The organism is Candidatus Pseudomonas auctus (genome assembly GCF_048654275.1).
GTDB lineage: Bacteria > Pseudomonadota > Gammaproteobacteria > Pseudomonadales > Pseudomonadaceae > Aquipseudomonas > Aquipseudomonas pharyngis.
Map to the genome: position 1 here is coordinate 141,477 of NZ_JBJYZK010000014.1, position 18,335 is coordinate 159,811.

The 18,335-nt window shown below is 60.1% G+C and carries 19 protein-coding genes and 1 tRNA gene; 13 read left to right on the forward strand and 7 right to left on the reverse strand.

From position 1 onward, the window contains the following. Nucleotides 1-16: 16 nt before the first annotated feature. The gene (gene ygfZ, locus ACKUG4_RS22955) at nt 17-958 is read right to left on the reverse strand and encodes a CAF17-like 4Fe-4S cluster assembly/insertion protein YgfZ (RefSeq protein WP_445434898.1); all 942 of its coding nucleotides are present in this window, start codon (nt 956-958) and stop codon (nt 17-19) included. Nucleotides 959-1,107: 149 nt separating this feature from the next. On the opposite strand from ygfZ, the gene ACKUG4_RS22960 reads away from it, so the two are divergent. After that, nucleotides 1,108-1,362: an FAD assembly factor SdhE gene (locus tag ACKUG4_RS22960; RefSeq protein ID WP_007957989.1), complete on the forward strand. Its 255-nt coding sequence runs from the start codon at nt 1,108-1,110 to the stop codon at nt 1,360-1,362. Further along, nucleotides 1,346-1,798, forward strand: a complete 453-nt coding sequence (locus tag ACKUG4_RS22965; RefSeq protein ID WP_445434899.1) for a protein YgfX — start codon at nt 1,346-1,348, stop codon at nt 1,796-1,798. Before ACKUG4_RS22960 ends, ACKUG4_RS22965 begins: the two co-directional genes overlap by 17 nt. Here the strand turns inward: ACKUG4_RS22965 and nadB are convergent. After that, nucleotides 1,767-3,383 (reverse strand): L-aspartate oxidase, encoded by a 1,617-nt coding sequence (nadB, locus tag ACKUG4_RS22970; RefSeq protein ID WP_085648606.1) that lies wholly within the window; start codon nt 3,381-3,383, stop codon nt 1,767-1,769. The genes ACKUG4_RS22965 and nadB overlap by 32 nt on opposite strands. 559 nt (nt 3,384-3,942) lie before the next feature. Here nadB and rpoE point away from each other — a divergent pair. The 4 genes from rpoE to ACKUG4_RS22990 all read left to right on the forward strand — a co-directional run bounded on the left by rpoE (nt 3,943) and on the right by ACKUG4_RS22990 (nt 7,769). Next, nucleotides 3,943-4,524 (forward strand): RNA polymerase sigma factor RpoE/AlgU, encoded by a 582-nt coding sequence (rpoE, locus tag ACKUG4_RS22975; RefSeq protein ID WP_003172477.1) that lies wholly within the window; start codon nt 3,943-3,945, stop codon nt 4,522-4,524. A gap of 31 nt (nt 4,525-4,555) precedes the next feature. Further along, the gene (locus ACKUG4_RS22980; RefSeq protein ID WP_039772679.1) at nt 4,556-5,143 is read left to right on the forward strand and encodes a sigma-E factor negative regulatory protein; all 588 of its coding nucleotides are present in this window, start codon (nt 4,556-4,558) and stop codon (nt 5,141-5,143) included. An 8-nt stretch (nt 5,144-5,151) separates the two neighbouring features. Then, nucleotides 5,152-6,114, forward strand: coding sequence for a MucB/RseB family sigma factor regulatory protein (locus ACKUG4_RS22985; protein ID WP_085648605.1), 963 nt, complete (start codon nt 5,152-5,154; stop codon nt 6,112-6,114). A 284-nt stretch (nt 6,115-6,398) separates the two neighbouring features. Continuing rightward, complete coding sequence (locus ACKUG4_RS22990; protein ID WP_445434911.1) at nt 6,399-7,769, forward strand: DegQ family serine endoprotease; 1,371 nt, start codon at nt 6,399-6,401, stop codon at nt 7,767-7,769. A 76-nt stretch (nt 7,770-7,845) separates the two neighbouring features. On the opposite strand, the gene ACKUG4_RS22995 is transcribed toward ACKUG4_RS22990, so the two are convergent. Beyond that, nucleotides 7,846-9,279: a M48 family metalloprotease gene (locus tag ACKUG4_RS22995; protein ID WP_085611612.1), complete on the reverse strand. Its 1,434-nt coding sequence runs from the start codon at nt 9,277-9,279 to the stop codon at nt 7,846-7,848. Between the two features lie 97 nt (nt 9,280-9,376). Here ACKUG4_RS22995 and ACKUG4_RS23000 point away from each other — a divergent pair, with 97 nt between their 5' ends. Further along, on the forward strand, nt 9,377-9,616 hold the full coding sequence (locus ACKUG4_RS23000; RefSeq protein ID WP_007958011.1) for a sulfurtransferase TusA family protein: 240 nt from the start codon (nt 9,377-9,379) through the stop codon (nt 9,614-9,616). Between the two features lie 32 nt (nt 9,617-9,648). Next, a complete protein-coding gene (locus ACKUG4_RS23005) occupies nt 9,649-10,719 on the forward strand; it encodes an AI-2E family transporter (protein ID WP_039772670.1) in 1,071 nt (356 codons plus the stop codon). Nucleotides 10,720-10,753: 34 nt separating this feature from the next. Here ACKUG4_RS23005 and ACKUG4_RS23010 read toward each other — a convergent pair whose 3' ends face one another. Both ACKUG4_RS23010 and ACKUG4_RS23015 read right to left on the reverse strand, forming a co-directional pair. Then, nucleotides 10,754-11,227, reverse strand: coding sequence for a peroxiredoxin (locus ACKUG4_RS23010; RefSeq protein WP_039772668.1), 474 nt, complete (start codon nt 11,225-11,227; stop codon nt 10,754-10,756). Between the two features lie 10 nt (nt 11,228-11,237). Beyond that, nucleotides 11,238-11,798 carry a glycine cleavage system transcriptional repressor gene (locus ACKUG4_RS23015; RefSeq protein ID WP_007958014.1) on the reverse strand — a complete coding sequence of 187 codons (561 nt, stop codon included), beginning with the start codon at nt 11,796-11,798 and terminating at the stop codon, nt 11,238-11,240. 313 nt (nt 11,799-12,111) lie between these two features. On the opposite strand from ACKUG4_RS23015, the gene dapA reads away from it, so the two are divergent. From dapA to ACKUG4_RS23040, 5 genes are all read left to right on the forward strand, one after another. Then, complete coding sequence (dapA, locus tag ACKUG4_RS23020; protein WP_007958015.1) at nt 12,112-12,990, forward strand: 4-hydroxy-tetrahydrodipicolinate synthase; 879 nt, start codon at nt 12,112-12,114, stop codon at nt 12,988-12,990. 17 nt (nt 12,991-13,007) lie between these two features. Then, nucleotides 13,008-14,123, forward strand: a complete 1,116-nt coding sequence (gene bamC / locus ACKUG4_RS23025; RefSeq protein ID WP_011332910.1) for an NlpB/DapX family lipoprotein — start codon at nt 13,008-13,010, stop codon at nt 14,121-14,123. Between the two features lie 4 nt (nt 14,124-14,127). Then, nucleotides 14,128-14,889, forward strand: coding sequence for an MBL fold metallo-hydrolase (locus ACKUG4_RS23030; RefSeq protein ID WP_011332911.1), 762 nt, complete (start codon nt 14,128-14,130; stop codon nt 14,887-14,889). Nucleotides 14,890-14,917: 28 nt separating this feature from the next. Next, a complete protein-coding gene (gene purC / locus ACKUG4_RS23035; protein ID WP_007958019.1) occupies nt 14,918-15,631 on the forward strand; it encodes a phosphoribosylaminoimidazolesuccinocarboxamide synthase in 714 nt (237 codons plus the stop codon). An 84-nt stretch (nt 15,632-15,715) separates the two neighbouring features. Beyond that, a tRNA-Ser gene (locus ACKUG4_RS23040) sits at nt 15,716-15,805 on the forward strand. A gap of 73 nt (nt 15,806-15,878) precedes the next feature. Here ACKUG4_RS23040 and ACKUG4_RS23045 read toward each other — a convergent pair. Together ACKUG4_RS23045 and ACKUG4_RS23050 are read right to left on the reverse strand one after the other, a co-directional pair. Continuing rightward, the gene (locus tag ACKUG4_RS23045; protein ID WP_445434900.1) at nt 15,879-16,775 is read right to left on the reverse strand and encodes a DUF2950 domain-containing protein; all 897 of its coding nucleotides are present in this window, start codon (nt 16,773-16,775) and stop codon (nt 15,879-15,881) included. Beyond that, nucleotides 16,772-18,172 (reverse strand): DUF3300 domain-containing protein, encoded by a 1,401-nt coding sequence (locus tag ACKUG4_RS23050; RefSeq protein ID WP_445434901.1) that lies wholly within the window; start codon nt 18,170-18,172, stop codon nt 16,772-16,774. Before ACKUG4_RS23050 ends, ACKUG4_RS23045 begins: the two co-directional genes overlap by 4 nt. Nucleotides 18,173-18,335: the final 163 nt, after the last annotated feature.

Below are 18,335 nucleotides of genomic sequence, written 5' to 3' on the forward strand. Positions count from 1 at the left end.
GCAACAAATGCTGCGATCAACGCTGGATTTCGCGGTCGCGATCCAGTTCGTATGGCAGGTCGAGCAAGTGCAGCGCCGGACCTTCGGCCGAGCCCAGATGCAAGTCGCCCGCTTCGGCAGCTTCGGCCTGCAACACCGCCAGCAGTTCAATATTCTTTTCGGTACGGGCGGCCAGCACCACTTCGCCGATGGAACTGCCGTGGCTCGGGGCGAACAGCGCGGTGCCGGGCTCCGGCAACTCAGCGGCGTCCAGTTGCACGCGATACAGGCGACGCTTGAGTTTGCCCAGGTATTGCATGCGCGCGACGATTTCCTGGCCGGTGTAGCAGCCTTTCTTGAAGCTCACGCCGCCGACGGCCTGCAGATTGAGCATCTGCGGGATGAACAGCTCGCGGGTGCTCGGCATGACCTGACCGATCCCGGCGCGAATCTGGCCCAGCAGCCATTGATTCAGTTCGCCTTCGCTCAATTGCGCGGACAGTTTGCCTTTGACGGTGTCGGCCTGATCGGCGGGCACCCAGAGTTCGGCACGGTTCGGGGAGACGCGAATTGCGATCAGCCCTTCGTGGCGGGCCACGCTGTCGGTTTCTGCCGGCAGTTCCAGACCCAGGCTGCTCAGCGCAGCATCGCCATGATCCAGACCGAAGCGCACCCAGGAGGCGCTTTCGTCGGTCAGTTTCGATTTGGAGAACACCGCGTACTTTTTCAGGTCCGCCAGTTGCGGCTCCAGCAGTTCGCCCGCCATCGCCAGCAGCACGCCGTCGCCTTCCAGCACGATGCGGAAGCTCGACTGCATCCGGCCTTTCTGCGTGCAGCGGGCGCCGAGGCTGGCTTGGGTATCGCTCAGGTAATTGATGTTGCAGGTCAACTGGCCTTGCAGGAATTTGCCGGCATCCGCGCCGCGAACCGCGAGAACGCCTTCATGAGACAGGGTGCAGAAAAAAGCAGAATCGGCCATGGGTCATCGCAGGGTAAATAGACTGGGGCACATCATAAGGGGGTGGTGTTGAAATGGGTAGTTCATAAAGGATCTATGGTGCCCGACCAAAGCCGACTGTTCGGGCCGCTTCGGGCCTGTATACTTGCGGCCTATTTGAGGAGGGCTCCATGGTCGAACAAGTTGAACTGAATCGCCTCTTTTGGCACAGCCGTCGCGGCATGCTGGAACTCGACGTGTTGCTGGTGCCGTTCGTGAAAGAGGTCTACGCCAATCTGAACGAGGTGGATCGCGCGCTGTATGTCCGCCTGCTCGAGTGCGAGGATCAGGACATGTTCGGCTGGTTCATGGAGCGCAGCGAATCGGAAGATCCGGAGCTGCAACGCATGGTTCGCATGATTCTGGACCGTGTCCAGCCCAAGTAACACGTTCGAATGCCGCTGGCATGCCTCACGGCAGTTGCTGGCGGCGTATCTGTTGGCCCAGGCATTCGCGCTGGGTTCTCTGTTTCTATTGTCGATTCCGTTCTGGACCGTTTTGCTCGGGGCGTTCGCGTGTCTCGGCCATGCGGCCTGGGTGTTGCCACGGCAAATCCTGCTGAGTCATCCCAAGGCATTTTGCCGATTGCGCCGGGACGCCGATGGCTGGCAATTGTGGAACCGGGCCGATGGCTGGCAGACGGTGCAATTGCGCCCGGACAGCCTGGCGCTGCCGCTGATCGTGGTGCTGCGCTTTCGATTGCGTGGTGAGCGGCGAGTCAGATCGATCTGCGTGCCGCGGGATGCGCAGGCGGCGGATCTGCACCGGCGCCTGCGGGTTCGCCTGAAGTTCAGCCGGCGTAGGTGGGCGGCACCAGAATAGTGTCGAGCGCTTCGGGCAGCAGGTTCGGGTAGTCGAGGGTGTAATGCAGGCCTCGGCTTTCCTTGCGTTCCATGGCCGAACGGATCATCAGTTCCGCCACTTGCGCCAGGTTGCGCAGCTCGATCAGATCGCGACTGACTTTATAGTTGCTGTAGAACTCGTCGATTTCGTCCAGCAGCAGACGCACCCGATGCTGTGCCCGTTGCAGGCGCTTGTTGGTGCGCACGATGCCCACGTAGTCCCACATGAAACGCCGCAATTCGTCCCAGTTGTGGGCGATGATCACGTCTTCGTCGGAGTCGGTCACCTGGCTGGCGTCCCAGGCCGGCAGGGCGTGTGGAATCGCCACATCGGGAAGTTGCTCGAGAATGTCCGCCGCTGCCGAGCGGGCGTAGACGAAGCATTCGAGCAGCGAGTTGCTGGCCATGCGGTTGGCACCGTGCAGACCGGTGAAGCTGGTTTCGCCGATGGCGTACAGGCCGGGCACATCGGTGCGGCCCTGTTGATCGACCATCACGCCGCCGCAGGTGTAATGCGCGGCCGGGACGACCGGGATCGGTTGTTTGGTGATGTCGATGCCGAATCCGAGGCAGCGCTCGTAGACGGTCGGGAAGTGCGATTTGATGAAGGCTTCGGGTTTGTGGCTGATGTCGAGGTAGACGCAATCGACACCCAGACGCTTCATCTCATGGTCAATGGCGCGGGCGACGATGTCCCGTGGCGCCAGTTCTGCACGTGAGTCGAAGCGCTGCATGAAGCGTTCGCCGTTCGGCAACTTCAAATGAGCCCCTTCGCCGCGCAGGGCCTCGGTTATCAGGAAACTCTTGGCTTGCGGATGATAGAGGCAGGTGGGGTGGAACTGATTGAACTCCAGGTTCGCCACCCGGCAACCCGAACGCCAGGCCATGGCGATGCCATCACCGCAGGCTCCGTCGGGGTTGCTTGTATATAGATAGACTTTGGCGGCGCCGCCGGACGCCAGGATCACGAAGCGTGCGCCGAAGGTATCGACTTCGCCGGTTTTGCGGTTGAGCACGTAGGCGCCCAGGCAACGTTCGCCCTCCAGCCCCAGCCGGCGCTCGGTAATCAGATCGACCGCTACCCGCTGTTCGAGCAACTCGATGTTCGGGCGTTCTTTGGCCTGAGCCAGCAGGGTCGTGAAAATCGCGGCGCCGGTGGCGTCGGCGGCGTGGATGATGCGGCGATGGCTGTGGCCGCCTTCGCGGGTCAGGTGAAATTCGAAACCGCCGTCTTCAGTGCCGGACTGATCGTCGCGAGTGAAGGGTACGCCTTGATCGATCAACCACTGGATTGCTTCCTTGCTGTGCTCGACGGTGAAACGCACCGCGTCTTCGTGGCACAGGCCGCCGCCGGCATTCAAGGTGTCATCGACATGGGATTCGACGGTGTCGGTGTCGTCCAGCACGGCCGCGACGCCACCCTGGGCCCAATAGGTCGAGCCGTTGGCGAGGTCGCCTTTGCTCAGTACGGCGATGCGCAAGTGACCGGGCAGGGTCAGCGCGAGACTCAAACCGGCAGCGCCGCTGCCAATCACCAGGACATCGTGTTGAAACTGTTGGCTCATTTCAGGATTCCGCTCAAAGCGACCCGGGTCGGGGTTGGCGCAGGACAGGCGAATGGGCGAGTCGAGACAGCCACACAGCCCACTAGTATATAGAGGGGTTGGGCGGCACAATAGCCGGGCCGATATGGCATTGTGAAACTACCGTGACGGAAATATACGGACGCTTTGTCGGGAAGTTTTCTTCACCGGTTTTGGGGAAAAGCGACTGTATCGCAGATGAAACACGCTTTTTCCGCTCACGGTTGCACAATGTCGGCGCGGCACGTCTATAAATATTTGGAACTTTTGCCAGAGGCTCAAGATCAATAGACAGTTGCCCGAAACAAGGGACAGTGTCGGCTTCAATGCGGAACCTGCGATTGGGTTCTTGCCGGCGAGCCGATGACAAGATTATTCGCGCAGCCGGTTCATCCCGCGCTGCGTTTTTCGTGCGTGCCAAATCAGAGCCCGCAGGAAACTTGCTTGGAGGGGGAGAACTTTTGCGAAAAGCCCGAGTCTATGTTTGCAAGTCCGGTCGTTTGGTCATGCAAGCCTCCTTCGAGTTTATCGAGGAGTGTTCATGCTAACCCAGGAAGAGGATCAGCAGCTGGTCGAACGCGTTCAGCGTGGCGACAAGCGAGCTTTCGATCTGCTGGTGCTGAAGTATCAGCACAAAATTCTCGGGTTGATCGTGCGTTTTGTGCACGACACCCATGAAGCCCAGGACGTCGCACAAGAAGCCTTTATCAAGGCGTATCGAGCGCTTGGAAATTTCCGCGGCGACAGTGCGTTTTATACGTGGCTGTACCGCATCGCCATTAACACGGCGAAGAACTATCTGGTTTCACGCGGCCGCCGGCCGCCGGATAGTGATGTAAGTTCCGAAGATGCAGAGTTCTATGACGGCGATCACGGCCTGAAAGATCTCGAGTCTCCTGAACGGGCATTACTGCGGGATGAGATCGAAGGCACCGTCCATCGAACCATTCAGCAACTGCCGGAGGATTTGCGCACGGCGTTAACTTTGCGCGAATTCGATGGTCTGAGTTACGAGGACATCGCGAGCGTCATGCAATGTCCGGTTGGTACCGTGCGCTCCCGGATTTTCCGCGCCCGGGAGGCCATCGATAAAGCCCTGCAGCCGTTGTTGCAGGAAAACTAAAGACAGCGGCGACAGCCAAGAGAGGAACGCCATGAGTCGTGAAGCCCTGCAGGAATCGCTGTCCGCAGTGATGGATAACGAAGCGGACGAACTGGAACTGCGTCGAGTGCTCAATGCACTGGACGATGTTGAAACCCGTGAAACCTGGGCTCGTTACCAGATCGCTCGGGCAGCCATGCACAAGGATCTGTTGCTTCCACGTCTGGATCTCGCTGCGGCGGTTTCTGCTGCACTGGAAGATGAAGCCACCCCGGCCAAAGTGTCTCGTGGCCCATGGCGCAGCCTCGGTCGTCTGGCCGTAGCCGCTTCGGTGACTGTTGCCGTTCTGGCGGGTGTTCGCCTGTACAACCAGGACGAAATCGCCGGCGTCGAACTCGCTCAGCAATCCAATCAGCCAGTGTTGGCCACACCTCAGGTCAAAGGCCCGGCGGTATTGGCAGGCTATAGTGAGAGTTCGGAAGCTACTGGCCCAATGGCCAATGGTGTATTGCAAGGTCAGCCAGGCTGGCACGATCAGCGTCTGCCAGGTTACCTGCGTCAACACGCTCAACAGGCTGCCTTGAAAGGCACCGAGAGCGCGCTGCCTTATGCACGTGCAGCAAGCCTGGAAAACCGTTAAGGGGGATCATGCGCGCCATACCTCTACTTTCGCTTCTGCTCAGCGGCTGGTTCATTGTTCCAGCCCACGCCGACGAGGCTCAGGACTGGTTGACCCGCCTGGGCCAGGCCGAGCAGCAGCAAAGCTTTCACGGCACATTCGTTTACGAGCGTAACGGTAGTTTTTCTACCCACAACATCTGGCATCGCGTCCAGAATGGCCAGGTCCGCGAGCGTTTGCTTCAGCTCGATGGTTCGGCTCAGGAAGTCGTGCGCATTGATGGACATACTCAATGCGTCAGCGGCACCCTGATTGCGGGTCTGGGAGATTCTCCCAATTCCGCCGCTCGGCCTCTCGATCCTCAAAAGCTGAAGAACTGGTATGAGCTTGCCGTCATTGGCAAGTCGCGTGTGGCCGGGCGTGAAGCAGTGATCGTATCGCTGACGCCGCGTGATCAGCACCGCTACGGTTTCGAACTGCATCTGGACAAGGAAACGGGTCTGCCGCTCAAGTCGCTGTTGTTGAACGACAAGGGGCAGTTACTCGAGAGATTCCAGTTTACGCGACTGGATACCTCTGAAATTCCATCCGACAAAGATCTGCAAGCCAATTCCGATTGCAAGACAGTCACCCTCGACAGCGACAAGGCTTCTGCAATCAAGACCGCTCAGGTATGGCGTTCCGACTGGTTGCCTCCTGGCTTCGAACTTACCAGCAGCTCCTCGCACAAAGATCCGGAAACCAAGACCCAGGTCAACAGCCTGATGTATGACGATGGTCTTGCCCGCTTCTCCGTGTTTCTCGAGCCGCTGAACGGCGCAACCGTCACCGATACCCGGACTCAGTTGGGCCCGACCGTTGCCGTATCCCGCCGTTTGACTACGCCTCAAGGCGAAATGATGGTGACGGTAGTTGGCGAGATTCCAATCGGGACCGCCGAACGGATTGCCCTGTCGATGCGCAATGATGGCGCTGCAACCAGCAAGCAGTGAGCTGATTCCAGCTATCTCCCCTTCGTCTTCGAGACGTGAAATGTTTGCTGAGCATTTTCATTTGCAAAACAACCGAAAATTTTTTATAGGTCAGAGCCTCTCGGCTCTGGCCTTGTTTGTTGTTCCCGGAACAAAAATGCCGGCCTGTGGTTTCCGGTGTTCCTTGCTCCATATCGCTTAACCCTGCTCGTCGTAACGGGAGCTGTATGTCGATACCAAGCTTGAAGTCTTATCTCTCCATTTTCGCCACGGTGCTGGTGCTCGGTCAGGCTGTTCCTGCAGCCATGGCGGCTGAAGCGGTCAGCCCGGCCAGCCTGCCTGATTTCACCCAACTGGTCGAACAGGCCTCGCCTGCGGTGGTGAATATCAGTACCACGCAAAAGCTGCCGGATCGCAAAGTGAACCAGCAGATGCCTGACCTTGAAGGCTTGCCACCGATGCTGCGCGAGTTCTTCGAGCGCGGCATGCCGCCGCAACAGCGTTCTCCGCGTGGTGATCGCCAGCGTGAAGCGCAATCGTTGGGTTCGGGCTTCATCATTTCGCCGGATGGCTACATTCTGACCAACAACCACGTGATCGCCGATGCCGACGAAATCCTAGTGCGTCTGGCAGATCGCAGTGAAATGAAGGCCAAACTGATCGGCACCGACCCACGTTCCGACGTCGCGCTGCTGAAAATCGAAGGCAAGGATCTGCCAGTGCTGAAGCTTGGCAAATCTCAGGATCTGAAAGCCGGCCAGTGGGTCGTGGCAATCGGTTCGCCATTCGGCTTTGACCACACCGTGACCCAAGGCATTGTCAGCGCCGTCGGCCGCAGCCTGCCGAACGAAAACTATGTGCCATTCATCCAGACCGACGTGCCGATCAACCCGGGCAACTCCGGTGGCCCGCTGTTCAACCTGAACGGTGAAGTGGTCGGGATCAACTCGCAGATCTACACCCGTTCCGGTGGCTTCATGGGCGTGTCGTTCGCCATTCCGATCGACGTGGCCATGGACGTTTCCAACCAGCTGAAAAGCGGCGGCAAAGTCAGCCGTGGCTGGTTGGGCGTTGTCATCCAGGAAGTGAACAAGGATCTGGCCGAGTCGTTCGGTCTGGACAAACCGGCCGGTGCGCTGGTTGCACAGATTCAGGATGACGGCCCGGCTGCCAAGGGCGGCCTGCAAGTGGGTGACGTAATCCTGAGCATGAACGGTCAACCGATCGTCATGTCCGCTGACCTACCACATCTGGTGGGTGCGTTGAAGGCCGGCGCCAAAGCCAATCTCGAAGTGATTCGTGACGGCAAACGCAAGAATGTCGAGCTGACTGTCGGCGCCATCCCGGACGAAGACAAGGAGCTGGATGCGCTGCCCAAATCCGCTGCCGAGACCAACAGCAATCGCCTGGGTGTATCGGTCGCCGAACTGACCGCCGAGCAGAAGAAAACCTACGACCTGAAAGGTGGTGTGGTAATCAAGGAGGTGCAGGACGGCCCTGCGGCTCTGATCGGTCTGCAACCGGGCGACATCATCACGCACCTGAACAATCAGGCCATTGGTTCTTCCAAGGAGTTTGCCGAGATTGCCAAGGCGCTGCCGAAGAACCGTTCGGTGTCGATGCGCGTTCTGCGTCAGGGTCGTGCCAGCTTCATTACCTTCAAACTGGCTGAATGATCCGATTGTTGAAGTAAAAAAAAACCGCCTTGAAAGAGGCGGTTTTTTTGTGTCCGGAATTTGTCTCGGCGCGAACTTAACCCATCATGTCCTTCACCATGCGCTCCTGCTCCATCAGTTCGCGCTGGCGGGCATCGATGCGTGAGGACAGCGGGAAGTTGCTGCCGGCCTTGCGCTTGGCGAAGTCCAATTGCTGGATCGCCTGGCGGTAATCGCCGACCAGCGCGAAATACTCGGCACGGGCCTGATGCAGGCCAATGATGTTGCCGGACAGCCCGCGAGTTTCTGCGACCTGATACCAGACGTCCGGATCGTCCGGACGCGATTTCAACAAGCCCTCCAGCGCTTTCTCTGCATCGGCGGTACGGTTCTGTTTCAGCAGCAGATCGACGCGCACCTGATTCAGCGGGTAATTGCCGGGGTACTGACCGAGCATCCGGTCAACCCGGGACTGGGCATCGGCCAGCTTGTTGTTGGTGATGTCCAGATCGACCTGCGCCAGGTTGTAGATGATCTCGTTCGGTGATTTGGCCAGCAGTTGCTTGAGATTCTCTCGGGCTTCATTCAACTGACCGCCCTTGATCTGGGCGATCGCCAATCCGTAACGGGCCACATCGTTGTTCGGATTATCGTCCAGTTGCGCGCGAAAGCGCTTGGCGCCGAGCCCCGGCGTTTCTTCGTAGGTCAACTGCACCCGCGCGCGGATCAGTTGATAGCGCTTGCTGTCTTCGATGCCGCCGGGTTTTGCCTGCTCGGCGCGGTTGCGGGTGTCGGCGATCCGCGATTCGGTGACCGGGTGAGTCAGCAGGAATTCCGGCGGTTTGGCATCAAAGCGATACTGGCGCATCAAACGCTCGAACATGGTCGGCATCGAGCGCGGATCGTAGCCTGCCTTTTCCAGGTTGAGGATGCCGATGCGGTCGGCTTCCTGTTCGTTTTGGCGCGAGAAACGCCGCTGTTCCTGGATCGCCGCCGCCTGGGTGCCGGCAATCGCTGCAATGCCGGCGTCACCGGCGCCGGCAGCGGCGATCACGATACCGGCCAGCAGCGCTGCCATCATCGGCACCTGCATCCGCTGCGAGGCCTCGACGCCACGAGCGAAGTGGCGTTGGGACAAGTGAGCCAGTTCGTGAGCCAGTACCGAGGCATATTCGCCCTCGGTCTGGGCATTGAGGAACAAGCCGCCATTGACCCCGACAATCCCGCCCGGTGCCGCGAAGGCGTTCAGCTGCGGGCTGTTGATCAGGATGAATTCCAGGCGTCGGTCATTGACCTGGCTGGTTTCCACCAGCTTATAGACACTGGACTCGACGTAGTCCTTGAGTTGTGGATCGTTGAGCTGCGAAACCTGGCTGCGCAGCAATGCCAGCCAGGCGCGACCCAGTTGATATTCCTGTTGTGGCGAGACGATGGCAGAGCTGGCGTCACCGAGTGACGGCAGGTCGTCGGCGAAGCCCGGTGAGGCGAGCAGGCAAGCGAGCGTCAGCAGGGTAGGGCGCAGAAATGTCATGCACAAAGCCTTAATCGACAAAGACCTTACTGTAGCCGGACACCGGGCCTGCGACCAGATATTCTAGGCAGCCTGACCACCTGATCCGGAGTGACGCATGACCGACGCTGTAGCCCATGACTGTGAACTGGACGCCAGTGGCCTGAATTGTCCGTTGCCGTTGCTCAAGGCCAAAATGGAGCTGAACAAGCTGCCCAGTGGCGCAGTACTCAAGGTGATTGCCACGGATGCTGGCTCGCAACGCGACTTTCGCACCTTTGCCAAATTGGCCGGTCATACGCTGCTGCGTGAAGAGGACGAGGCGGGTGTCTACCGTTACTGGCTGAAAAAAGCCTGAAACCGACCGCGTAAATGACCTAAGGAAAATTGATGTTCAAAGTGTTGCGCGACTGGATTCAGCGCTACTTCTCCGATGAAGAAGCCGTGGTGCTGGCGGTGCTGCTGTTTCTCGCCTTCACCGCGGTACTGACGCTTGGCGGAATGCTCGCGCCGGTGCTGGCCGGGATGGTGCTGGCGTATCTGATGCAGGGGCTGGTGCTCACGCTTGAACGTCTGCGCGTGCCCGGTGGGGCGGCGGTCGGTCTGGTGTTTGCACTGTTCATGGGCGTGCTGATGGTGTTCATCGTCGTGGTGCTGCCGCTGCTCTGGCATCAGTTGATCACGCTGTTCAATGAATTGCCGGGGATGCTCGCCAAGTGGCAATCGCTGCTGTTGTTGCTGCCCGAGCGCTATCCGCATCTGGTCTCCGATGAGCAGGTGCTGCAAGCGATCGAAGCGGCGCGAGGCGAGATCGGCAAGTTCGGCCAGTGGGCGTTGACGTTCTCGTTGTCGAGCCTGCCGCTGCTGGTGAACATCATGATCTATTTGGTGCTGGTGCCGATCCTGGTGTTCTTCTTCCTCAAGGACCGGGCGATGATCGGCGAGTGGGTGCGCGGCTATTTGCCACGAGAGCGGGCGCTGATCACTCGAGTCGCCGAGGAAATGAACCGGCAGATCGCCAACTACATTCGCGGCAAGGTCATCGAGATCGTGATTTGTGGCGGCGTGACCTACATCGCCTTCGTCGCCCTCGGATTGAACTACGCAGCACTGTTGGCGTTACTGGTGGGCGTGTCGGTGGTGGTGCCGTACGTCGGCGCCGTGGTGGTGACCGTGCCGGTGCTGCTGATTGCGCTGTTCCAGTGGGGCTGGAGCGATCAGTTCATCTATTTGATGGCGGTCTACGGGATCATCCAGACCCTGGACGGCAACGTGCTGGTGCCGTTGCTGTTTTCCGAGGCGGTCAACCTGCACCCGGTGGCAATCATCTGCGCGGTGCTGTTGTTCGGCGGGTTGTGGGGATTCTGGGGCGTGTTCTTCGCGATTCCGCTGGCGACGTTGTTCAAGGCTGTGCTTGATGCCTGGCCGCGCAAGGAGCCGGTGGTGGCGCCGCTGCTTTGAGAATGAATCGGCGCCCGCAAGGGCGCCGACAGCATCAGGCCTTGTTCAGCGCCTGAGCAGCAGCCAGCACTGCATCCACATGTCCTGGCACTTTCACACCGCGCCATTCCTGACGCAGTACGCCGTTCTTGTCGATCAGGAAGGTGCTGCGATCAACGCCCAGGTATTCCTTGCCGTAGAGCTTTTTCAGCTTGATCACGTCGAACAACTGGCAGACGGCCTCGTCCTTGTCGCTGATCAGCTCGAACGGAAACTCCTGCTTGCACTTGAAGTTCTCGTGGGATTTCAGGCTGTCGCGGGAAATGCCGAAGATTTCCGTGTTGGCAGCCTTGAATGCTGCGTATTGATCACGAAAGCCCTGGCCTTCGGTGGTGCAGCCCGGGGTGCTGTCCTTCGGATAGAAGTAGATCACCACTTGCTTGCCCTTGAGGGCCGACAGGCTGACGGTCTGCCCGCTGGTGGCAGGTGCTTCGAAATCCGGAACCGGTTGGTCGATGACAACGGCCATGAAAGCTTCCTTACATTGGGTTCTGTGGGCGCCACGGTTCGATCAGTGCATCCAGGTTCATGGCGTCGGCGAAATCCAGGAACTGGTCGCGCAGCCAGCTGATCTGGGTGCCGGCGGGCAGGGTCACGGTGAACGTGGCGTTGAGCATGGTGCCGCCGGTCTGCGGTGCCTGATAGGTATCGCAGGTCAGGTTTTCCAGCTCGACGTTGTGATCCATGAAGAACTGGCACAGCTCGTTGATGATGTCCGGACGGTAAGCCGAAGACACGTAAGCCACGTACGGCAGGGCTTGCGGACGGTTTTCCAGAGCGGCGCTGCGCACTACGTTGACGGTGAACGCATGACGCTTGGCCAGCACCGGCAGGCTGCCTTCAAGTCGAGCCAGGGCGTCCCAGCTGCCGGAGACTTCGAGCACCAGCGCGCTGCACTCGCCGTGACGGGTCAGGCGCGAGGTGACGACCGCACAGCGGTTTTCATGGCTGGCGCGGCACAGGACGTTGGTCAGCTCCATGGGATTGGCGCCGAGGGCACTGATGACAAGGAATTGTTCGCGAACTGTGGGGGTGGACATGCAGCATTCCTAAAGCGATGAGCGGTCGGTAGGGAGAAGGCGTTGATTGCCGGGGCAATGCCTGTCCGGAAGACCCGATTCGTGTGGCGCTACGGCTCCATGAACAAGCAAGCGTACGGCAACGACACTGGAACGGGGCCCGGGAGGCCGAAACGGGAGACTGGAACCCGGCGTACAAGCTGATCAGTACCGATCAAAGTCTGAAGGGTAGCGAAAAGCGGCGCCAAGGGGAATGGCGGCACAGTACTTCGCTTGTGCAAGCATCTTGGCGCCAGTACCATTACCGCTCTCTTTTTCCGGCAGGAGCGGTTTCATGATTGCGGGCAGTATGGTGGCACTGGTCACACCCATGGATGCACAAGGGCGTCTTGACTGGGACAGCCTCAGCAAACTCGTGGACTTCCATCTCAAGAACGGCACCCATGCCATTGTCGCGGTCGGCACCACCGGCGAGTCGGCAACCCTTGATGTAGAAGAACACATCGCCGTCATCAAAGCCGTGGTCAAACAGGTTGCCGGTCGCATTCCGGTGATCGCCGGTACCGGCGCCAACTCGACCCGAGAAGCGGTCGAGCTGACCCGCAATGCCAAAGAAGCCGGTGCCGATGCCTGCCTGCTGGTCGTTCCGTACTACAACAAGCCGACCCAGGAAGGCCTGTACCAGCACTTCAAGCACATCGCCGAAGCGGTCGACATTCCACAGATCCTCTACAACGTTCCCGGCCGCACCTCCTGCGACATGCAGGCCGAGACCGTGATCCGCCTGTCCACCGTGCCGAACATCATCGGCATCAAGGAAGCGACCGGCGACCTGAAACGCGCCAAGGCGATCATCGACGGCGTGAGCAAGGACTTCATCGTGCTGTCCGGCGATGATCCGACCGCCGTTGAGCTGATCCTGCTGGGCGGCAAGGGCAACATCTCTGTTACCGCCAACGTCGCTCCGCGCGAAATGGCCGACCTGTGCGAGGCCGCGCTCAAGGGCGACGCCGAGACCGCACGGGCCATCAACGAAAAACTGATGCCGCTGCACAAGGACCTGTTCATCGAAGCCAACCCGATTCCGGTGAAATGGGCTTTGGTCGAAATGGGCCTGATGCACCAAGGCATCCGCCTGCCGCTGACCTGGCTGAGCGCTCCTTGTCATGAAACGCTGCGCTCGGCCCTGCGCCAGTGCAACGTCCTGGTTTAATTGAGGAAGTACAACGCATGAAGCGAATGGCCGGACTTTCCGCACTTGCCTTGATTATCTCCAGCACCAGTGGCTGCGGATGGATCTGGGGCCCGGAAGGTTATTTCCGTGACCGTGGTAGCGATTACCTGGAAGCGCAACAGACTGCACCGATGCAACTGCCACCGGACGTCAGCACCTCCAAGCGCCTGGATCCGCTGCTGCCGATCCCGCGCAACGTGGCCGACGACACCGCCAAGGGTGAGTACATCGTTCCGCGCCCTCAACCACTGTCGACCGTGGCCGACGCCAGCGACTACTCGCTGCAGAAGAGCGGTGATTCGCGTTGGGTCATGGCCCAGCACCCACCGGCCGAAGTCTGGCCAGTGGCGGTGCAGTACTTCCAGGACAACGGTTTCCGTCTGGATGAACAGCGCCCGCAAACCGGCGAATTCACCACCACCTGGCAGCATTCCGACGAACTGTCCGCCGCCATGGCCAAGCGCCTGAGCGCCGCCGGCGTCAGCACCGACAGCGAAACCCGCGTGCGGGTGCGCATCGAACCGGGCGTGCAGCGCAACACCAGTGAAGTCTATGTGGTCAGCGCCGAGCGTCCTGCCGGCAGCACCGCCAATGTCGATTTCACCAACCGTTCGGTCAACACCGGTCTCGACGCTGCGCTGGTCGACGACATGCTCGCGAGCATGAGCCGTACCTCCGAGAAGGGTGGTTCGGTGTCGATGCTGGCTTCGCGTGATTTCGATACCCCGAGCCGTGTCAGCCTGAGCGAAGACGGCAGCGGCAACCCGGTGCTCAACGTCGGTACCGACCTGGATCGTGCCTGGTCGAGCGTCGGTCGTGCGCTGGAGCAGGGTGAGTGGCGCGTTGAAGACATCAACCGCAGCCTGGGTCTCTACTACATCAACTTGTCCGAGAAGGCCGAGAAGAAAGACGAGAAGCCTGGTTTCTTCAGCAGCCTGTTCGGCAGCGCGCCGACCAAGGAAGAAGTTGAAGCCCGCGCCGAGCGTTATCAGGTTCGCCTGAGCAAGGTCGGCGAGAACGTTCAGGTGACCGTCGAGAAAAACATCAACACCGTTGCGCCGGCCGATGTGGCCCGTAAAGTGTTGAGCGTGATTCAGGACAACCTGGGCTGATCCAATGCGTTTTGCCGTTCTCGGCAGCGGTAGCCAAGGGAACGGCACGCTGATCGCCAGTGCTGATACGTATGTGCTGGTGGATTGTGGTTTTTCCCTGCGGGAAACCGAAAAACGCCTGTTGCGCCTGGGTGTGAACCCGGCGCAACTGAGCGCGATACTCGTAACCCACGAACATGCCGACCACGTGCATGGCGTGGGTTTGCTGTCTCGGCGCTACAATCTGCCTGTGTACCTCAGTCGCGGCACACTGCGCGGGATGCGCAAACCGATTGAACCTGCCGGTTTCGTGACCGGTGGCGAGCAGTTGCAGATCGGTGCTCTGAACATCGGGGTCATTGCCGTGGCTCATGATGCACAGGAACCGACCCAGTACGTATTCAGCGATCAAGAGCAGCGGCGCTTCGGCCTGCTGACCGACCTGGGTTCATACTGCGAGCGGGTGTTGGACGGTTATCGGGATCTCGATGCGTTGATGATCGAGTCCAACCATTGTCGCGACATGCTGGCCCGTGGTCATTACCCGTACTTTCTCAAGCAGCGGGTGGGTGGCGAGCTGGGACATTTGAACAACCATCAGGCGGCATTCCTGGTGGCCGAGTTGGGCTGGCAAGGCCTGCAACACCTGGTCCTGGCCCATCTGAGCAGCAAGAACAACCTGCCGCAGCTGGCCCGGCAATGTTTTGTCGACACCCTCGGGTGCGACCCGGACTGGCTGCAACTGGCCGATCAAGATTCAGGGCTCGACTGGCGCCACATCGCCTAGCCCATCTACTTAGCAAGCGGAGCCCATCATGGAAAAACGTGAAGAACTCTACCGCGGCAAAGCCAAATCGGTTTACAAGACCGACGACGCTGACCGCTTGATCCTGCTGTTTCGCAACGACACTTCGGCGTTCGACGGCAAGCGCATCGAGCAGCTCGACCGCAAAGGCATGGTGAACAACAAGTTCAACGCCTTCATCATGCAGAAACTCGAAGCGGCCGGCATTCCGACCCAGTTCGACAAGCTTCTGGCCGACAACGAAGTGCTGGTGAAAAAACTCGACATGATCCCGGTCGAGTGCGTCGTGCGTAACTACGCCGCCGGCAGCCTGGTCAAGCGTTTGGGCGTCGAGGAGGGCATGAAGCTCAACCCGTACACCTTCGAACTGTTCCTGAAGGACGACGCCAAGGGCGACCCGTTCATCAACGAATCCCACGTCGTGGCCTTCGGATGGGGCACCGCCGAGCAACTGGCGCGCATGAAAGAACTGTCGCTCAAGGTCAACGAAGTCCTGAGCAAACTGTTCGACGACGCAGGCCTGCTGCTGGTGGACTTCAAGCTTGAATTCGGCGTGTTCAGCGACGGCTCCATCGTCCTGGGCGACGAGTTCAGCCCGGACGGCTGCCGTCTGTGGGACAAGGACACCAAGAAGAAGATGGACAAGGACCGCTTCCGTCAGGGCCTCGGTGACGTCATCGAAGCCTACGAAGAAGTCGCCAACCGTCTGGGCGTACCGCTTTAATCGACGCAAGCATCTGATAGCACGGAAAAAATTTCGTCTGGGGGTTTCCCATTCAGCGAAAGTGTTGTTATGATGCGCGCCGTTGGAGAGATGCCAGAGTGGCCGAATGGGACGGATTCGAAATCCGTTGTACCTTCACCGGTACCTAGGGTTCGAATCCCTATCTCTCCGCCATACATAGAAAAACCCCGTAGCTGAGAAGCTGCGGGGTTTTTTCGTTTCTGATCCGGCGCAATTCGACACCCAACTACTTCTGCCCCAAATCCACCACCTCCCAACTATCATCCGGATCAAACCGCTTCATCGCCTTCGCCACCTTCTCCCCATCCGGCCCGAGGTCCTTCTGAAACACCTGTCCTTCATGGCTGATCATGAAGCTCATCACCCCGGTGTCGGCATACTTCGCTGGCCAGGCGATCAAGGCGAACCCGCGGCTCATCTTGTCTCCAATCAGATAGCTGTAAGCGCCGCCCGGGGCTGACGGGCCTTGGGCGTCGAGGATGCGGAAGTGGTAGCCGTGCCAGTCTTCGTCGTTGATGGCCTGGCCGAAGGCGGGGCCGAGGGGGCTGATCTGGCCGCTGTCGTCTTCTGGCCAATAGAGGCCGTCGTGTTTGCCGGGGGAACTGAAGATTTTCTGTGCGTATTCGAGGGCGCCGTCGCCGTCGCGGTCTTCCGAGGCGTAGTCCATTTGCGCGTCGTGATAGGCCAGCGCCGATTGCACCGCCGCCAGTTCGTTACGGCCGATGCGGCGGGCGCGGATTTCGACCTGGGCGGCTTTCGTGTCGAAGCGCCAGCCGGTTTTGTCTTTGATGAGCGGGATGGGCAGCGTCCAGTGATCGGGCCCGACGGAGAGTACGGCCTTGTTGTCGCCGGTCTTTTCCAGGGTGTGCTGCTCGCGGTATTGCTGCAAAAAGGCATCGACATCACTGCGCTGCACGCCTTCACGGGGGATGAAACTGTGCCATTCCTCGCCCAGCAGTTCGGTCAGGCGTTTTTGGTCGGCGTGTTGCGTGCCGAGGGCTTCGACGAAGGCGTCCGCGGCTTTTTCCGGGGTTGGAAATACCTGCTGGGCCGAGGCGAAGCTCGACAAAGCGAGGCCGGCCGCGAGGGTCAGGCAGTTTTTGACCAGAGAATGGATGTTCATCGACGGCCACCTCCTCTCTGACGCATGCCCCCGCCGGATGGCCGGCTGATCTGATGTCCGGCGGCGCGGGAGGTATTGGGACGTTGCGCAGAAATCTGGCTGGCCCGGCCGCGATCGGCCTGGACTCGGGTCTGTGACGGAGAGCGCGCGCCGGCAAAGGCGTTGTTTCGCGCACTGCCCGCGGCGGGTCGGGCCTGCGACGCACGGTTGTCACGTTGATTGGCGCCCGGCTGGCGCGCCTCCCGCGTGTTGGCTTGAGCGCGGTCGGCGGCTCTGGGTCTGTCCGCGCCGCCTTGCATGCGATTGCCGACATTGGCGGATTGCGCTTCGCGGACTTGATTGCGGGCTTCGCGATTGCTGGTGGCAGGGCGCTCGATACCGGCCCTGTCCATCGAACTGCGCGCCCGTTCCCGAGCCTGCGCCCGCTGCGCGTTGTCCCCGCGATAGGCATCACGCTGAGCCGCACCGTCCAGCTGCCGGCCATACTGCGCGCGGCTGCGGTTGTCACGATAAGGCACGCCATCGCGATGCACGTTGTTGTGCTGCCACTTGTTCTGGTTGTTGGTGATGCGGTTATTGCCGTTGATATTGTTGTAACGGTTCACATCGATGTCGATGTCGTTATTGCCCCAGTCGCAGTCACCCCACAACGACGCGACGACCGCCACGCCCGTGCCGAAGGCCAGCCCGGCCACCAGTGCCTGACCCGGGTAGTACGCGGGCGGCGGCGGGTAATACACCGGCGGCGAGGCCGGATAAGGCCAGGTGCCGTAAGTGGTGGTCGGGTTATAGGTCGGGACGTAGACCACCTGCGGATCGGCGGGCTGAATGATGATGGTCGTGTTGTCGGCCGGCTTGGTTGACCCGGAAGAGATGGGCGGCGTTATGTTCTGCACCGTCACATTCTGATATTGATTGCTATGTAGATTGCCCGCCGTCTGGGCCTGACGCCGCAAGCGCTGAACGCCGGCCATGAGTTCGTCAGGCTGGGCCAGGAAGGCATCCCCCAGACGCTGCACCCAGACCGGATCCTGCCCCAGTGTCGCCAGGACCTGCGGAAACGCCACCAAGGCCTGCACGCTCGGGTCCCACGTCTGACTGGCCACTTGCTTGACCGCGTCATCGCCCTTGGCATCCGGATGGGCCTTGGACCAGGTCACGGCTTCGGCGACTTCTCCCGGATAGGTGGCGGCCATCAGCACTTGAGCGAGCAGTGGATCGGGATACAGCGCAATCGACGCGAGCATCTGGTCGAGCTGCTCCGTGGTAAACACGGCATCTTTGGCCGGAACGGTAGCCGCCGCTTGGGCCGCAGGCGCATCCGCGGCCTGCACCAGGACCGGTGCAGCGCTCAAGGCGAGCATGAGCGACGCGGCACGCAAGAGCGAACTGTGCATGACCTCTTCCCCACATCCAGATGGCAGGTTTGCAACACGCGAGGCATCAACGGCCGACATCGGAAGCTGCGCCGTGATGGAGAATGGTTGGCGATTGGCGTTCCGTCAAAAACTGCACAGGCTTTTTCGCAATAAGCACGTTGCCTGAGCGTTACCGCCCGTT

Bases quoted from the DNA above. Each gene is read 5' to 3' on its own strand.
- ygfZ (WP_445434898.1), bottom strand. From the start codon at position 958: ATGGCCGATTCTGCTTTTTTCTGCACCCTGTCTCATGAAGGCGTTCTC.
- ACKUG4_RS23010 (WP_039772668.1), bottom strand. From the start codon at position 11,227: ATGGCCGTTGTCATCGACCAACCGGTTCCGGATTTCGAAGCACCTGCC.
- bamC (WP_011332910.1), top strand. From the start codon at position 13,008: ATGAAGCGAATGGCCGGACTTTCCGCACTTGCCTTGATTATCTCCAGC.
- ACKUG4_RS22995 (WP_085611612.1), bottom strand. From the start codon at position 9,279: ATGACATTTCTGCGCCCTACCCTGCTGACGCTCGCTTGCCTGCTCGCC.
- purC (WP_007958019.1), top strand. From the start codon at position 14,918: ATGGAAAAACGTGAAGAACTCTACCGCGGCAAAGCCAAATCGGTTTAC.
- ACKUG4_RS23030 (WP_011332911.1), top strand. From the start codon at position 14,128: ATGCGTTTTGCCGTTCTCGGCAGCGGTAGCCAAGGGAACGGCACGCTG.
- ACKUG4_RS22990 (WP_445434911.1), top strand. From the start codon at position 6,399: ATGGCGGCTGAAGCGGTCAGCCCGGCCAGCCTGCCTGATTTCACCCAA.
- ACKUG4_RS22980 (WP_039772679.1), top strand. From the start codon at position 4,556: ATGAGTCGTGAAGCCCTGCAGGAATCGCTGTCCGCAGTGATGGATAAC.
- ACKUG4_RS23015 (WP_007958014.1), bottom strand. From the start codon at position 11,798: ATGTCCACCCCCACAGTTCGCGAACAATTCCTTGTCATCAGTGCCCTC.
- rpoE (WP_003172477.1), top strand. From the start codon at position 3,943: ATGCTAACCCAGGAAGAGGATCAGCAGCTGGTCGAACGCGTTCAGCGT.
- ACKUG4_RS23045 (WP_445434900.1), bottom strand. From the start codon at position 16,775: ATGAACATCCATTCTCTGGTCAAAAACTGCCTGACCCTCGCGGCCGGC.
- ACKUG4_RS23050 (WP_445434901.1), bottom strand. From the start codon at position 18,172: ATGCACAGTTCGCTCTTGCGTGCCGCGTCGCTCATGCTCGCCTTGAGC.
- ACKUG4_RS23000 (WP_007958011.1), top strand. From the start codon at position 9,377: ATGACCGACGCTGTAGCCCATGACTGTGAACTGGACGCCAGTGGCCTG.
- dapA (WP_007958015.1), top strand. From the start codon at position 12,112: ATGATTGCGGGCAGTATGGTGGCACTGGTCACACCCATGGATGCACAA.
- ACKUG4_RS23005 (WP_039772670.1), top strand. From the start codon at position 9,649: ATGTTCAAAGTGTTGCGCGACTGGATTCAGCGCTACTTCTCCGATGAA.
- ACKUG4_RS22985 (WP_085648605.1), top strand. From the start codon at position 5,152: ATGCGCGCCATACCTCTACTTTCGCTTCTGCTCAGCGGCTGGTTCATT.
- ACKUG4_RS22960 (WP_007957989.1), top strand. From the start codon at position 1,108: ATGGTCGAACAAGTTGAACTGAATCGCCTCTTTTGGCACAGCCGTCGC.
- nadB (WP_085648606.1), bottom strand. From the start codon at position 3,383: ATGAGCCAACAGTTTCAACACGATGTCCTGGTGATTGGCAGCGGCGCT.